The organism is Arthrobacter sp. P4_F11 (genome assembly GCF_056401395.1).
In genome coordinates this window covers 86,582-101,425 of sequence record NZ_JBFUJK010000005.1, presented here as the reverse complement: position 1 = coordinate 101,425, position 14,844 = coordinate 86,582, and the positions used below count along the sequence as shown (strand labels likewise).

At 67.3% G+C, this 14,844-nt stretch carries 14 protein-coding genes and 1 tRNA gene; all 15 read right to left on the bottom strand.

The annotated features are described in order from the left end of the window. Positions 1 to 19: 19 nt before the first annotated feature. The 15 genes from AC1DRO_RS07590 to AC1DRO_RS07520 all read right to left on the bottom strand — a co-directional run bounded on the left by AC1DRO_RS07590 (position 20) and on the right by AC1DRO_RS07520 (position 14,844). Positions 20 to 841, bottom strand: a complete 822-nt coding sequence (locus tag AC1DRO_RS07590) for a DUF6270 domain-containing protein (protein WP_476950387.1) — start codon at positions 839 to 841, stop codon at positions 20 to 22. A gap of 314 nt (positions 842 to 1,155) precedes the next feature. After that, positions 1,156 to 1,229 (bottom strand) — tRNA-Leu (locus tag AC1DRO_RS07585). A gap of 32 nt (positions 1,230 to 1,261) precedes the next feature. Then, the gene (locus tag AC1DRO_RS07580; protein ID WP_476950386.1) at positions 1,262 to 2,206 is read right to left on the bottom strand and encodes an N-acetyltransferase; all 945 of its coding nucleotides are present in this window, start codon (positions 2,204 to 2,206) and stop codon (positions 1,262 to 1,264) included. 125 nt (positions 2,207 to 2,331) lie between these two features. After that, positions 2,332 to 3,819 carry an NAD(P)/FAD-dependent oxidoreductase gene (locus AC1DRO_RS07575; protein WP_028277356.1) on the bottom strand — a complete coding sequence of 496 codons (1,488 nt, stop codon included), beginning with the start codon at positions 3,817 to 3,819 and terminating at the stop codon, positions 2,332 to 2,334. Between the two features lie 38 nt (positions 3,820 to 3,857). Then, positions 3,858 to 5,261 carry a S8 family serine peptidase gene (locus tag AC1DRO_RS07570; protein ID WP_476950385.1) on the bottom strand — a complete coding sequence of 468 codons (1,404 nt, stop codon included), beginning with the start codon at positions 5,259 to 5,261 and terminating at the stop codon, positions 3,858 to 3,860. Positions 5,262 to 5,327: 66 nt separating this feature from the next. After that, a complete protein-coding gene (locus AC1DRO_RS07565) occupies positions 5,328 to 6,287 on the bottom strand; it encodes a Ppx/GppA phosphatase family protein (RefSeq protein ID WP_476950384.1) in 960 nt (319 codons plus the stop codon). Then, positions 6,284 to 7,081, bottom strand: coding sequence for a DUF501 domain-containing protein (locus AC1DRO_RS07560; RefSeq protein WP_476950383.1), 798 nt, complete (start codon positions 7,079 to 7,081; stop codon positions 6,284 to 6,286). The genes AC1DRO_RS07565 and AC1DRO_RS07560 overlap by 4 nt, the downstream gene beginning before the upstream one ends. A 66-nt stretch (positions 7,082 to 7,147) precedes the next feature. Then, a complete protein-coding gene (locus AC1DRO_RS07555) occupies positions 7,148 to 7,936 on the bottom strand; it encodes an FtsB family cell division protein (RefSeq protein WP_476950382.1) in 789 nt (262 codons plus the stop codon). Positions 7,937 to 8,021: 85 nt separating this feature from the next. Then, positions 8,022 to 9,302, bottom strand: coding sequence for a phosphopyruvate hydratase (gene eno / locus AC1DRO_RS07550; protein WP_018774732.1), 1,281 nt, complete (start codon positions 9,300 to 9,302; stop codon positions 8,022 to 8,024). 189 nt (positions 9,303 to 9,491) lie between these two features. After that, the gene (locus AC1DRO_RS07545; protein WP_476950477.1) at positions 9,492 to 10,127 is read right to left on the bottom strand and encodes a MazG nucleotide pyrophosphohydrolase domain-containing protein; all 636 of its coding nucleotides are present in this window, start codon (positions 10,125 to 10,127) and stop codon (positions 9,492 to 9,494) included. Between the two features lie 67 nt (positions 10,128 to 10,194). Continuing rightward, positions 10,195 to 11,361 carry an adenosine deaminase gene (locus AC1DRO_RS07540; protein WP_243180079.1) on the bottom strand — a complete coding sequence of 389 codons (1,167 nt, stop codon included), beginning with the start codon at positions 11,359 to 11,361 and terminating at the stop codon, positions 10,195 to 10,197. 32 nt (positions 11,362 to 11,393) lie between these two features. Beyond that, entirely contained in the window at positions 11,394 to 12,128 is a 735-nt protein-coding gene (locus AC1DRO_RS07535; RefSeq protein WP_476950381.1) for a DedA family protein, read from the bottom strand. A 155-nt stretch (positions 12,129 to 12,283) separates the two neighbouring features. After that, a complete protein-coding gene (locus tag AC1DRO_RS07530) occupies positions 12,284 to 12,919 on the bottom strand; it encodes a DedA family protein (RefSeq protein ID WP_476946365.1) in 636 nt (211 codons plus the stop codon). Between the two features lie 192 nt (positions 12,920 to 13,111). Continuing rightward, a complete protein-coding gene (locus AC1DRO_RS07525) occupies positions 13,112 to 14,443 on the bottom strand; it encodes a thymidine phosphorylase (RefSeq protein ID WP_476950380.1) in 1,332 nt (443 codons plus the stop codon). Beyond that, positions 14,440 to 14,844, bottom strand: coding sequence for a cytidine deaminase (locus AC1DRO_RS07520; protein ID WP_028277348.1), 405 nt, complete (start codon positions 14,842 to 14,844; stop codon positions 14,440 to 14,442). The genes AC1DRO_RS07525 and AC1DRO_RS07520 overlap by 4 nt, the downstream gene beginning before the upstream one ends.

Below are 14,844 nucleotides of genomic sequence, written 5' to 3'. Positions count from 1 at the left end.
ATCCAGGCTGCGGTTACGGTTAATCTGCTCTATGCCTAGGGGTTCGCGTCGGATCCTGTGGGATTGAATCTAAGCTTCGGTCGCGCAGCGCGATTTTGGCAAGTCGCGTCAAGAACAACGCATGGTAGTTGAACGTGTAATGAACGGGGAACTTGCCCCAGGGATGACCTTCGAAGCTTTGGAGACCGTCAGGCATCACGTCAATACAGTCGACGTCGAAATTCGCGGCTAGGTGGTCGTCCATCGCGTCCCAATGCGAGTTCATGGACACAGCCCACGGGTTGAACTCGTGGGTGGCGCCGGATTTGTCCACCCACGTCGCCACGTTGCGTGAACGATGAACGATGACTCGCGTTTGCGGGCATATCTCTTTTACGTAGGTCATGAAGCGGTCAATTGCGTCGGTCCACGCTTCCATAAAGGCGTCAGTTTGGCTCTGGATGCGGTACACATCAACGTCCTGGGACTTGTAGAAGGCTGTGTTAACGGTGGACCACGCGTTGTTGGTTATGTGCTGGCCAGTGCCGAGTCGGGCAAAACCAAAGATCAGGTCTGGCCAGAAGTCCATAATGAGGTATTCGGGCTGGGCCTCTTTTAGTTCTGCCAGATACGCCCGAGAGAACTCCCGCTGCAAGTTGTTAAAGTTTCGGGGCGCCAGCCCGTCCAGCATTTCGGGGTCCACGTCGATGGGCTCGCTCATGAGGCTGACCATGGACACGTGGTCGGCCAGCGCAACGCAGTCGAACAGGTCCTTGTATCCGGGGTTGAAGGTCCTATTCAAGTTGTCTCGCGTTACGCAGCTCCCAAAGACTGCCACTTTGATGGGTTGGAAATCACTCATTTAAGACCTACGCTTCGAGACTGCGGTTAGACAAGACGCCATCAATCCTAGCCGCACGCGACAGCACGGCAGTAGCGTAAGCACCCAACTGACCACCAGACCCAACACTTAGGGGGCGCTGTTGCGAAGAAGTAAGGTGAGCATCATAGGTCTGCCTTCTCGATCGTGACCGTGGCCGTCAGGTGTGGTTCTACGCGGCCAAAGTCTTAGGCCTCCAAATAGCCACCAAGGCCCGGGCGCCCCTCCGTGGTCTGCGACGTGTAAAGACCCCCGGTTCCCCTTGAACTTAAAGGAATCGGGGGTCTTTTCGTTTGTGCCCCAGGTGGGACTCGAACCCACAACACGCGGATTTTAAGTCCGCTGCCTCTGCCAATTGGGCTACTGGGGCGCCCGGTCAATGGTATCCCGTCGCCGGGCGGATCAGTCCGCGAAAGGCTCCGAATAGCGGAAGGTGCCGCTCACGCCGCCGGGCCAGACGGCCAGCGGCAGCAACTGGAAGTGCGCGGCCCAGCCTGCCTCCGGCGGCGCCACCCCGAGCGAGGTGGACGGAACAAAGCCGAAGCGGGAGTAGTACTCGGGGCTGCCCAGCAGGGCTATGCCCCGCTCCCCCGCGGTGTTGGCCCGCGCCACAGTCTCGTTCATGAGCGCGGTGCCGATGCCGTGGCGCTGCAGCCGCGGCACCACCCCGATCGGCCCGAGGCCGAGCAGCTCCAGCCCGTCCACCCATCCGCGGGTGCTGATCACATGCCCCACGATTTCGCCGTCGAGTTCGGCCACGATACTGAACGCCGGCAGGTATTCCTGGCACTCGAACAACCGCGCCAGCAGCTTCACTTCTTCGGGTTCGCCGTCGATGTGCTCTCCGGTGGCGGGCGAGATGGCAAACGCGGCGGCGGTGAGGGCGAGGATGGCGGGACGGTCCGCCGGTTCCTCGCTGCGCAGCACCAGTTCCGGCGCCGGTTTGTGCACCCCGTTGGCCGCGACGAGCTCGTGCAGCACCTCCAGCGCCCGTTCGGTGTCCGCCACCGGCACCAGCAGATGGTCATGGTGGAAGCCGGCAAGGACGTTGCAGCTGATCTTCGCCTCGGTCAGGGCCGCGCTGACGGCTGCCGTGAGGCCGATCGCCTCCAGCGAAGAGTGCACCTGGAGCGTGATCCAGGCCGCGACGAAATCGTAGGAGAGCCCCAGGCTGTCCGCTTCGTTCCGCGGCAGCACGACGGTCAGCCCTTCCGCCTCACGGACGGCGGCCGCAATGGCCCCGGCCAGGGGCTTGCCGTGCGGCCACAGGGCGTAGACGTATTCGCCCTCGCGCAGTTCGGGGTGCATGGTGGCCAGGAGGGCGTGCAGGTCCTTTTCAGCTGTCATGGAGCCAGTCTAGGCGCGGGCCCCGCGCTCCGGTCCGCTCCCGGCGTCCTGGGGCGGCTGCCCGCCACGAAAACGGCGGCCGCTCCCCCTGAGGGGGACGGCCGCCGTCGAAGGCTCAGATCAGGCTACTTGGAGTCGGCCGGAACAGCTTCCTTGGTGTCGTTCTTGGCAGTGCCGTTCTTCGCGGCGTCGTTCTTGGCAGCATCCGCAGGCGTGCCGGCAACGGGAGCAGCGGCAGGCTTCGGGGCCGGCGTCGCAGCGGCCACGAAGGCGCCGCGCGGGTTGTCCAGATCCATCAGCTGCGTGGTGTCGCGGCCCAGGAAGAAGGCCCAGATCCAGCCGGAGATCACGCGGATCTTGCGCTCCACGGTGGGGATGGCCATGCCGTGGTAGCCACGGTGTGCCAGCCAGGCCAGCGGGCCCTTGAGGCCGATGCGGCCAAGCAGGTTGATGTTCGCCACGCCCTTCCATTCGCCGAAGCCGGCGACGGCGCCCAGGTTCTTGTGCTTGTAATCCTTGAGCGGCTTGTCCCAGCGGGAGGCCCACAGGTTCTTGGCGAGGCGCTTGGCCTGGCGCAGCGCGTGCTGCGCGTTCGGCACGCACGTGCCGTCCGGCAGGCCGCTGCCCGTGAGGTCGGGGACGGCAGCGACGTCGCCGGCTGCCCAGGCGTTCTCGATGATGCCCTCGTCGCCTGCGATGCGCAGATCGGCCAGGACACGGACGCGGCCGCGCGGCTCGAGCGGGAAGTCGGTGGAGCGGACCATCGGGTTGGCCTGCACACCGGCAGTCCAGACCAGGGTGTCGGTCTCGAATTCCTGGGCCGGGCTCTTGTCCGGGAGGTTGATGAGCTTCAGGGAACCCTCGGCGTTGTCGAGGGAGGTGTTCAGCAGGACCTCGATGCCGCGGCTGCGGAGGTGCTCGACGACCCATTCGGCCTGAGATGCCGTGACCTCGGGCATGATGCGGCCCATCGCCTCGACCAGGACGAAGCGGACTTCCTCCTGCTTGATGCGCGGGTTGTTCTTGACCGCGGCGCGGGCCAGGTCTTCCATTTCGGTGATGCACTCGATGCCGGCGAAGCCGCCGCCGACGACGACGAACGTCAGGGCGCGGGCGCGCTCAACGGGGTCCGTCATGAGGGAACCGGTCTCGATCCGCTCGAGAACCTTGTTGCGCAGGGCGACGGCCTCTTCGATGGTCTTCAGGCCGATGCCCTTGTCCGCGAGGCCCTTGATCGGGAACGTGCGGGTGATGGCGCCGGCGGCAAGCACGACGTCGAAGTAGGGAATCTCGAAGGTGCCGCCACCGTCGGAGGGTGCGACCACTGCCGTGCGGTTGGCGTGGTCGATCGAGGTGACGCGGCCCTGAATGAGTTCCGTCTGCTTCAGGTGCTGGCGGTGCGAGACGACTGCGTGGCGCGCCTCGATGTTGCCGCCGGCAACTTCCGGCAGGAAGGGCTGGTAAGTCATGTAGGGCAGCGGATCCACGAGGGTGACGATGCCACCGGCATTCGCGATCTTTTTCTGAAGTTTGAGGGCTACATACAGGCCGACGTACCCGCCGCCGACGACGAGTACCCTGGGACGGTCCTGGAGCTGAAGGGAGGATGCCATATCTCAAGAATACAGTAGTTTGTGAAAACCTTCACTAACTATGACGGCTTGCTGGAGTCCACCGGATTGACGGCCTCGGGTTCGGCCCTGCCGGTCCCGTCCGGGCCGTCCTTCGGCGGCGTGCGCATGGCGGCCCGCAGCTGGAACGCGGCGGCCACAACGATTCCCACGAGCAGGGCTCCGAAGCCCAGGACCACCGCGGCCGGCACGGCGCTGTCCAGCTGGGACGGCTTCTCCGCGACGGGCACGGTCGCTTCGGGCAGGGTGGGCGCAGCGCTGGAGGGTGCGGGCTCCGCGGCAGGGTCAGTCGTGGCGAGGTTTCCGCGCCGGTGGACCCGGATCCAGTCCGAAATGGACCCCAGCGGATTGACTTTGGTTTCCGGGACATCGGCCTTGAGGGCGGCCTCGGCGTTCAGCACGCCGAAGCCATAGAGCGGATCCTTCCCTGGCGCCCCGGCGTCCTTGGCCGTGGTGACGATCCGGTTGATGACCTGGCTGGCGGACATTTCGGGCCATTTGGAGCGAATCAGGGCCGCGACGCCGGACACGATGGGCGTGGCTCCGGAGGTGCCGGCCCAGTCGGCGTAGCCGCCGCCGGGCAGGCCGCCAACCAGGTCCTCGGCGGGAGCTGCGACGCCGATGCTGATGCCCTGGGAGGACGAGTCGATGCTGGCCGCGCCCGTGCGGTCCAGGCCTGCCACCGTCAGGACCCCGGGGATGGTGGCCGGGGCGCCGACCTGGACGTTGCCGCCCACCCGGTTGCCCGCAGCGGCGACGATCACGACGTCCTTCTGTTCGGCGTAGAGGAATGCCGCGTCCCAGCTCTGCGGCCATTCCGGCGACGTGCTGCCGAGGGAGATGTTGATGACGCGGGCGCCGTTGTCCACGGCCCAGCGCACTGCCTCCGGGATCTGGTCCTGGTCGCTCTTGCCGCCCGGGTTGGCGGAACCGAGCCACGTGGAGACGGACAACAGCTGCGCTTCCGGGGCGACGCCGACAACTCCGTCAGGTCCAACGGCCGGGCCAGCGGCAGGGCCAGTTGCGCTGGCGCTCGGTTTGGCAGTCGCTTCGGGCGCCTGGTGCCCCCGCCCGGCGAGCATGGTGGCCACGAGGGTGCCGTGTTCGGGTTTGGCGCCGATACTCTCCTGGCCATTGGCCTTGCCGGCGCCGGAAATGTCCGCGCCGCCAGCGAGCACGCCGCCCAAATCCGGATGCCGGCCGTCCACGCCGCTGTCAATCACGGCGACCTTGACCCCGGCTCCCTTGGAAACGTCCCAGGCTTTGGTGATGCCGGACTCGGCGAGCCAGTATTCCTTGTCCCGCCAGGAGTCGGCGTGGGCGGGCGCGGCCAGGGTCAGCGCCGCCGTGGACGCCCCGCCGGCGAGGGCCAAGGCCATCAACGCGGAGGCGGTCCGGCGGCGCCGGGCTGTTGCTCTGGTCATTCAGGTCCTATCGGCGGATGCACCAGCGGCACGGGCGCGCGCTGGGGCACGGCTGCTGGGGCGGGATCATCGGATGCTGAGGGCAATTCCGTCAAGAATATCGTGTTCGCTGCTCACGGCCGTGGTGATGCGCCCGCCAGTGACCTCGGCCAGGCGCATCAGGACCCGCCGCCAGACCAGGCCACCGGCGCCGATCACGTCCACCCGCCCGGGGTGCATGTAGGGCAGCGCGGCCCGCTCTTCCCGGGTCATTTCGAGCAGCTCGGTGCAGGCTTTCCGGATCGCATCCAGGTCCAGTTCGGTGCCGTGGATCGCGGCCGGCGAGTACTCCGGCAGGCGCAGCGCGTGCGCGGTGATGGTGGTGACGGAGCCGGCCACGCCGACGACGGCGGTGGTGCGTTCCAGCGGAACGGTTTGTGCCGCCTCGCTGATGGCGGCGTCGACGTCGGCCTCCGCGGCTGCGATCTGATCCGCGGTGGGCGGGTCGCTGCGCAGGTGCCGTTCGGTCATCCGGACGCAGCCGACGTCGACCGAGCGGGCCGCGATGACGCCGTCGGCGTTGCCCAGCACGAACTCCGTGCTGCCGCCGCCGAGGTCCACCACCAGCACGGGGTCCTGCCCGCGGGAGGGCAGGACACTGCTGGCGCCGGCGAAGGACAGCGCGGCTTCCTCGTCGCCTGTGATCACCTCGGGTTCGACGCCGAGGATGTCGCGGATGCCGTCGACGAAAACCTGGCGGTTGCGGGCATCGCGGGTGGCGGAGGTGGCCACGAAGCGCACCTTTTCGGCGCCGTGCTCGCGGATGAGGGCAGCGTAGTCCCGGGTCGCGGCGAAGGTGCGCTCGAGCGCTTCCTGGGCCAGTTCACCTGTGGAGTCAACGCCCTGGCCCAGCCGGACCACGCGCATTTCCCGCACGATGTCGGTCAGCCGCTGTGTGGCCGGCCCTGTTGCGTTGCCTGCGCTCACATCTGCGATCAGCAGGCGGATGGAGTTGGTGCCGCAGTCTACGGCCGCGACCCGGGTCACTTGGACTCCCCCGTGCCGGTGGCACCGGCCGTCTCAGCAGCGCCGGCGGTGGCGGTCGTGTCAGCGGCGCCGGCGGAGTCGACGCGGGACTTGCGGACCGGCGCGGGCCGGCCCACGATCTCCGGCAGGCCTTGGGGGCCATGGCGGCTGAGGTCCCGGGACGGGGCCTCCCCGCCAGTGTCCCAGGCGCCGTCGCAGTAACAGCGCTCCACGGTCCACCATTCGGCGATGGCCGCGATCGATTCGTCCCCCAGCGGGTTCACGCCCGGGCCGGCCGCAAGCGAATGCCCCACGAGGACGTGCAGGCATTTGACGCGGGTCGGCATTCCGCCGGCGGAGACGCCGTCGATTTCGGGAACGGCCCCGATGCCGGAGCGTGCGCCGATCTCGGCACGGGAGGCCAGATATGCCTCGTGGGCGGACCGGTACCGGGCCGCGAGGCCGGCGTCGGCAGCGAGCCGGTCGTTCATTTCATTCATCAGACCGGCGGCCTCCAGCCGCGATACCGCCGACGTGATCACCGGGTGGGTGAGGTAAAACGTGGTGGGGAACGGCGTACCGTTGCTTAGCCGCGGCGACGTGGCGGCGACGAGCGGGTTTCCGCAGACGCAGCGGGCCGGGATTTCGACGACGTCGCGCACGGGCCGGCCCAACTGGCGGCTGAGGACCTCGAGATCGTGCGGCGACGGCTGGCGGGAGCCTTCCGGGGCGTCTGCCCTGTGCCGTGGTGCCGGGGTCTTGGCCCCGTCGTTGTTCCCGGCTGCTCGGTTCTGGTCCACTCGGTTCTCGTCCACGGGAGTGGCACCTTCCTGCCCTGTTCCGGATTGTCCGCGGGACAATCCCGGCGGCGGGCGCCGCTTCTAGTCTGTTGCCGATCGCCTGATGGACTCCCAGAGGGCGTCCACCCAGGGCAGGTTGGCCGGGTCTTGTGCTGATGCTGCACCCGCCGCGCCACCGGACTGCGCGGCAGGAAGATCGCTGCCGAATACCCAGTAGCCCGTCTCTCCGGGCATAACCATGTTAATGCGGTCGCGGGCCTGCTGTTTCACATAGTTGGGATCCTGCCACCGCGACACCTGGCGTTTGAGGTCCTCCTGCTTCGTCTGCTTGGCCGCAATGTCGGCCTGCAGCGCCGCGATTTCGGCGCGTTTGTCCAGGAAGATCTTGACCGTGGGGGCCAGCAGGATGGTGATGGCAATCATGACGACACCCAGGGCAAGCAGCCGGCCCGAGAACGCTTTGGCGGGCACGGGGTCCAGGGATTCGTCCGGGCCCCCTGCGGCGGTCCGGCCCGGGTTCTTGCCTCCGGTCTTGGCGTCGGTCCTGCTGCCGGACTTGGCGCCGTCTTTCCCGGCCGCCGGGCGGCTCTCGGGCTTTGCCGGTGCTCCTGCCGGGGCTGTTGCGGGACGGGGTTTGGCCGCAGATGCGGCGCCGGAGCTGCTCGGGGCCGGCTTGCCTATGGGTGCTGATACCCGTGGCGGGGCAGGCGCAGCGCCGTCCGGCGCCGCCGCGCCGCTGCGGGCGCCGCCAAAGTCCGCCTGGATGACCTCGCCGCCGTCGGCTGCCCCCAGGCCCGTGGCCGCAGGCTTGGCAGCAGCAGCCTTGGCGGCAGGCGTAGCCCGGGGAACATTGGGGCGTCGGGTTGCCATGTCACTCCTTCAAAAGCGGACCAAAAAAGAACCGGTGGCCATGGTCTTTCAACCATAGCCACCGGTTACCGGTTTTCGCGGCTAACTAGCCCTTGAAACGCGGGAAGGCGCTGCGGCCGGCGTACCGTGCGGCGTCGTCGAGTTCCTCTTCGATGCGCAGCAGCTGGTTGTACTTGGCCACGCGCTCGGAGCGTGCCGGGGCACCGGTCTTGATCTGTCCCGCGTTGGTGGCAACGGAGATGTCAGCAATGGTGGTGTCCTCGGTTTCGCCGGAGCGGTGTGAGGTGATGGTGGTGTAGCCGGCGCGCTGGGCCAGGGACACGGCGTCCAGGGTCTCGGTCAGGGAACCGATCTGATTGACCTTGACGAGCAGCGAGTTCGCGGTCTTGGTGTCGATGCCGCGCTGAAGGATGGCCGGGTTCGTGACGAAGAGGTCATCGCCCACGAGCTGGACCTTGTCGCCGATGGTGTCGGTGAGGGTCTTCCAGCCTTCCCAGTCGTTCTCATCCAGCGGGTCCTCGATGGAAACGAGCGGGTAGTCGGCCACGAGCTCGGCGTAGTAGGCGCTCATCTCGGTGGCGGAAAGTGCCTTGCCTTCGAACTGGTAGGCGCCGTCCTTGAAGAACTCGGAGGAGGCGACGTCGAGGGCCAGGGCGATGTCCTTGCCCGGGGTGTAGCCGGCGTTCTTGATGGCTTCCTGGATCAGGTCCAGGGCGGCACGGTTGGACGGCAGGTTCGGCGCGAAGCCGCCCTCGTCACCCAGGCCGGTGGACAGGCCCTTGGCCTGCAGGACGGACTTGAGGTTGTGGTAGACCTCGACGCCCCAGCGCAGGCCTTCGGAGAAGGTCTCGGCGCCGATCGGGACGATCATGAATTCCTGGATGTCCACGTCGGAGTCGGCGTGCGAGCCACCGTTGAGGATGTTCATCAGCGGCACGGGCAGCACGTGCGCGTTGGGCCCGCCCAGGTACTTGTACAGCGGCAGGTCAGCGGAGGCGGCGGCGGCGTTGGCCACGGCCAGGGACACGCCCAGGATGGCGTTGGCGCCGAGCTTGCCCTTGTTGGGGGTGCCGTCCAGGTCGATCATGGCCTGGTCGATGCTGCGCTGGTCGGTCGCGTCGAAGCCGGTCAGGGCCGGGGCGATCTGGTCGATGACCGCGTCGACCGCCTTCTGGACGCCCTTGCCGAGGTAGCGGCCCTTGTCGCCGTCGCGAAGTTCAACGGCCTCGTGCTCGCCGGTGGAAGCGCCGGAGGGAACTGCTGCGCGGCCGATCTGGCCGTCCGAGAGCAGGACTTCAACTTCTACGGTCGGGTTGCCACGGGAATCGAGGATTTCGCGGGCGTGGATGGCATCGATAAGCGCCATGGATATGCTCCTTTGGGTGAAGCGATCTGCAGGGAATCTGACTGCTTGGACTCTGGCTGAACATCAAGCGGAAAAGCCGACGTCGTCGTCGCTACTAGCGTAGTCGAGAGCGGGATAAGTTACGGAAACCTATCCAATCCCCGGACGTCATGATGGTGCCGCTACCGTGCCGACTCCAGTCTGCCAGCACTATTGTGCCGAGGGCCTGGGGCCGGTGCTGTCCTGGAACCGGCGCAGGGCGCCGCGGAGGGCGCGTTCGGCGTCGAGCCCGCCGGCCCGGGCAGCGGCCACGATCCCGAACAGCAGGTCGCCGAGTTCCTCCTCGGCGGCCGGGAGGTCGACGGCGGTTTGGCCGGCGGCCGGGAGGTCAACGACGGTTTGGCCGGCGGTTTGGCCGGCGGCCGCTGCCATGCCCGCGCGTTCGGCGCGGTCCAGGAGCTTTTGGGCCCGTGCGAGGGCCGGCAGCGCGGCGGGAACCCCGTCGAAGACGTGGCCGCGTTCGGGCATCTCGGCCTTCTTGACGGCGTCCCATTTCAGGACGATCTCCTCCACCGTTGCCGGGAAGGAATCCTGCAGCGAGCCGTCGGGCCGGAACACGTGCGGGTTGCGCCGGATCATCTTGGCCTTCAGGCCCCGGGCGACATCGCCCAGGTCAAAGGCGCCGCGTTCCTCGGCGAGCCGGGCGTGGAGCACCACCTGCAACAGGACGTCCCCCAGTTCAGACTGTAGTTCCGCGTCGCCGGCGCCGGTCTCGATGGTCTCGGCCACCTCATAGGCCTCCTCCAGGAGGTACTCCACGAGAGACTCGTGGGTGAGGGCACCCATCCAGGGGCAATGCTCGCGCAGGGCCGCGATCAAAGCGACGAGCCCCTGGACGGGTGATGTGTCCTCGTTAGCCAAGATCGGAGTAGGCCTCGTTGATGTATTCGACCAGGGCTTCCTTCTCCTCGAGCGGCAGGAAGGCGGCCTCGGCCGCGTTCAGCGTCAGCTCCAGCAGGTCATCGAGGTCGTAGTCGAACGTCTCAACCAGGAGTTCGAACTCGTCGGTCAGCGTCACGCCGCTCATGAGCCGGTTGTCGGTGTTGATGGTGACGTTGAAGCCGAGCTGGTAAAGCATGTCCAGCGGGTGGCTTTCGATGCCCTCACCGAAGCCGGCAATGGCACCGGTCTGCAGGTTGGAGGAGGGGCAGATCTCCAGGGCGATGCCACGGTCCCGCACCCAGCTGGCGAGCTCGCCCAGGGTCACCATGCCGATGGTGTCGTTGACGGAGTCGTCGAAGCCTTCGGCGTCGGCGGCCTCTTCGTCCTCTTCGAATTCGATCGTGACGTCCTCGGCGATCCGGACGCCGTGGCCCAGGCGCAGGGCCCGGCCGTCAACGAGGGCCGACTGGATGCTTTCCAGACCGGCGGCTTCGCCGGCGTGGACGGTGGCCGGGAAGTTGTGCTGGGCCAGGTAGGTGAAGGCGTCCTTGAAGCGGGACGGCAGGAAGCCGTCCTCGGCGCCGGCGATGTCGAAGCCGACGGCGCCGTTGTTGCGGTGGCGGACGGCCAGTTCGGCGATCTCCTGGCCGCGGTCGGCGTGGCGCATGGCGGTGATGAGCTGACCCACCTGGATATCGCGGCCGGTCTCTGCCACGGCGTCCACACCGGCTTCGAGGCCGGCCTGCACGGCTTCGACCACGTCGTCCAGGCTCAGGCCCTTCTGCAGGTGCTGTTCGGGCGCCCAGCGCACCTCGCCGTACACGACGCCGTCGTCGGCCAGGTCTTCGACGAATTCCTTCGCGACGCGGAACAGGCCCTCCTTGGTCTGCATCACGGCGATGGTGTGGTCGAAAGTCTCCAGGTAGCGGACCAGGGAGCCGGAGTCGGCGGATTCGCGGAACCACTCCCCCAGTGCGACGGGGTCCGTGGACGGCAGGGTGTGGCCAACGGCCTCAGCAAGTTCAATGATGGTGGCCGGGCGGAGTCCGCCGTCCAGGTGGTCGTGAAGGGAAACCTTGGGAAGGCCCTTCAGGTCGAAGTCGAGGTCAGGGGCAGCGTCAGGAATAGTCTCAGTCACGTTCCAACCATAGGGTCGCCGGGCGCCGGAAGCTACTTTCCGGACGCTCCGGACTCAGCGGACGGACCGGCCAGCATCGTGCCGTGCAGCTCGGAAGCACGCTCACCGGAGGCCGGTTCGGCGACGTATTCGGTCTCGGACGGGACCGGACCGGTGTCGTGGCGGCCCAGGCGCTTGTGCCACCAGCGCAGGAGATGGTCGATGAGGACACCGAGCACAATGGCGAATACCACCGCGATGCCCGCGCTGAGCAACGGGTTGTGGTGCAGCCACGGGAAGGAACTGGCCAGGACGCCGATGCCGATGGAGTAGGCGACCCACGTCAGGCAGGCGAAGCCGTCCAGGAAGAAGAACCGGCGGTGCGGAAACGCCGTCGTGCCCGCCACGTAGTTGACGGCGACGCGGCCCCACGGAATGTACCGGGCGGTGAAGATCAGGACGGCGCCGCGCTTCTCAAGTTCGTAGTGTGCCCAGCCAAAGACTTTCTGCACCTTTGGCTTGCGCATCCAGCGGAACCGCTCGAGGCCAATCTTGCGGCCGAGCATGTAGGCCATGTTGTCGCCGGCCATGGCTCCCACGAGCGCCGTGAGGCCCAGGATCCACAGGTTGGGCTGGCCGCTGTGCACGGAGTACGCCGCCAGGGCAACGATCAGGGTCTCGCTCGGGACCACCATCGCGAAGCCGTCCACGAAGAAGAAAACCAGCAGGAGGGGGTAGATCCACCACTGGCCAGCGGCATGGAGCACGGCCTCGTTAATGAACTCCATGCAGGTGGTCCTCCTTGATGACTGGGAACGGACAACTAAGCCGTAACGTACTCGCGATGACAGTGGGTAGAACTATGGACGAAACTTTGCACGACATGCGGCCAACAAACGTGACCCAAATCGCTCCTAAGTGTCCCATGGGCGGGCCAATCCGCCTAGGACTCGGCGGGCGGCACGGAATGCGTCGGTTCCTCCGGTGCACGGCCGCGCACCCTGCTGATCACGCGGTCCAGGACGACGCCCAGGACGATCGCGCAGACGATGGCAATTGCCGCTCCCAGCACGTGGTTCTTCTCAAACCACGGACCAACAGTCAGGCCGATCCCCACCGAGTAGCTGGCCCACAGCAGCGCCGAGAGCACCGTCAGGCTGACGAATCTGCGCCACGGGTAGTGAGTGGCACCGGCGGTCAGGTTAACGGCCACCCGCCCGATCGGGACGAAGCGCGCCACAAGGATCAGTGAGGCAGGCCGTTTCCGCAGTTCCCGGCCGGCCCAGCGGAAGGCCGCCTGCATGCGCGGGCCGCGCTGCCACGCCCAGCGCCGGGTTCCGGTCCCGCGGCCGATCAGGTAGGCCATGTTGTCGCCCACCAGAGCCCCTGCGGCAGCCGTTGCGATCAGGAGCAGAGGGTTGGGGACGCCCGCCGTGGCGGCGACTGCAGCCAGGCCCACCACCACCGATTCGCTCGGAATCGGGGGGAAGAAGCCGTCGATCACGCAGCAGGCGAAAACCAGGACGAGGACCCAGGGTTGCCCTGCGGCGGCAAGGATGAAGTCGTTGATTGCCTGCACAGCTTCCTAACGCGCGGCGGGGCCAGATCGATCCAAGCGCAGGCTCGGCCGGAGCCGGGCCTGCGCTTGACGGGTACTGCTGTGGAGTCAGTCTTGTGGAGTTAGTGTACCGCCGGCTCCGGCCGCCGTTGTCCTGTCACGTACGGCTGTTATCCCCAGGTTTTGGGCGCCATAAGGGATAGGGCAACGGGGTTAGGCGATGCGGTCGATGATGAGCTTCTGGGCGGGCCGGGAGCCCTCGGGGGCGATCACGGCGGCGTGTTCGAGCGCTTCCTTGGCACGCTCGAACTTCTCCGGGGTGTCCGTCAGCAGGGTCATGAGCGGTTCGCCCGCCTTGACCGTGGCGCCGGGCTTGGCGTGCATCCGCACCCCGGCACCGGCCTGGACCTGGTCCTCCTTGCGGGCGCGTCCGGCGCCGAGCCGCCAGGCAGCGACGCCGACGGCCATCGCGTCGAGCTCCACCAGGACGCCGTCGGCCGGAGCGTAGATGACCTCGGATTCCTTGGCGACCGGGAGCTTGGCACGCGGGTCTCCGCCCTGGGCCTCAATCATCCGGTTCCAGACGTCCATGGCCCGGCCGTCCCGGAGTGCCGCCCGGGGATCGGCGTCGCGGATGCCGGCGCATGCCAGCATTTCCTCCGCGAGCCGGACGGTGAGTTCGACGACGTCGTCCGGGCCTCCGCCGGCGAGGACCTCCACGGATTCCTCGACCTCGATCGCGTTGCCCGCGGTCAGGCCCAGCGGCGTGTTCATGTTGGTGAGCAGGGCCACCGTGTTGACGCCGGCGTCCTTGCCCAGCGCCACCATGGTCTCGGCCAGTTCGCGGGCGCGGGCCTCGTCCTTCATGAACGCGCCGCTGCCCACCTTGACGTCGAGCACCAGCGAGCCGGTGCCTTCCGCGATCTTCTTGCTCATGATCGAGGAGGCAATCAGCGGGATGGCCTCCACGGTCCCGGTGACATCGCGGAGCGCGTAGAGCTTCTTATCCGCCGGGGCCAGCCCGGCCCCGGCCGCGCAAATGACGGCGCCGACGTCCTGGAGCTGGGCCATCATCTCGTCATTGCTCAGGGCCGCACGCCAGCCCGGGATGGCCTCGAGCTTGTCCAGGGTGCCGCCGGTGTGGCCGAGGCCGCGGCCCGAGAGCTGCGGCACGGCCACGCCAAACACCGCCACAAGCGGAGCCAGCGGCAGGGTGATCTTATCCCCGACGCCGCCGGTGGAGTGCTTGTCCGACGTCGCCTTCACGCCGCCGTCGGGCCGCCGCAGGCTGGAGAAGTCCATCCGCTCGCCGGAGGCGATCATGGCCGCCGTCCAGCGGGAGATCTCGGCCCGGTCCATGCCGTTGAGCAGGATGGCCATGTTCAGGGCGGCCATCTGTTCGTCGGCGATGGCGCCGCGGGTGTACGCGTCGATTGTCCAGTCGATCTGGGCCGGGCTAAGCACACCCTTGTCCCGCTTGATGCGGATGATGTCGACGGCGTCGAACGTTTCACTGTTGTTGGGGCTCTGTGTCGTTTGTGTCACCGGGGTTCCTCCAGGTGTTGGGGGCCAAAGGCATCGGGAAGGACCTGGTCCATGGTCTTGATTCCCTGCGTGGTCATGAGCTCCATGTCCGGAGCCCGGAATTCGTAGAGCAGCTGGCGGCAGCGCCCGCACGGCATGAGGACATTCCCGCCGGCGTCGACGCAGTAGAAGGCGCGCAGCCGCCCCCCGCCGGTCATCTGCAGGTTGCCCACCAGGGCGCACTCGGCGCACAAGGTCAGCCCGTAGCTGGCGTTTTCGACATTGCAGCCGCTGACGATCCGCCCGTCTCCGGTGAGGGCCGCGGCCCCCACCGGAAACTTCGAATACGGCGCATAGGCGTTCTTCATGGCGGAGACTGCCGCGGCTTCGAGTGCAGCCCAGTCGACGTCGGTGCTGTCCAT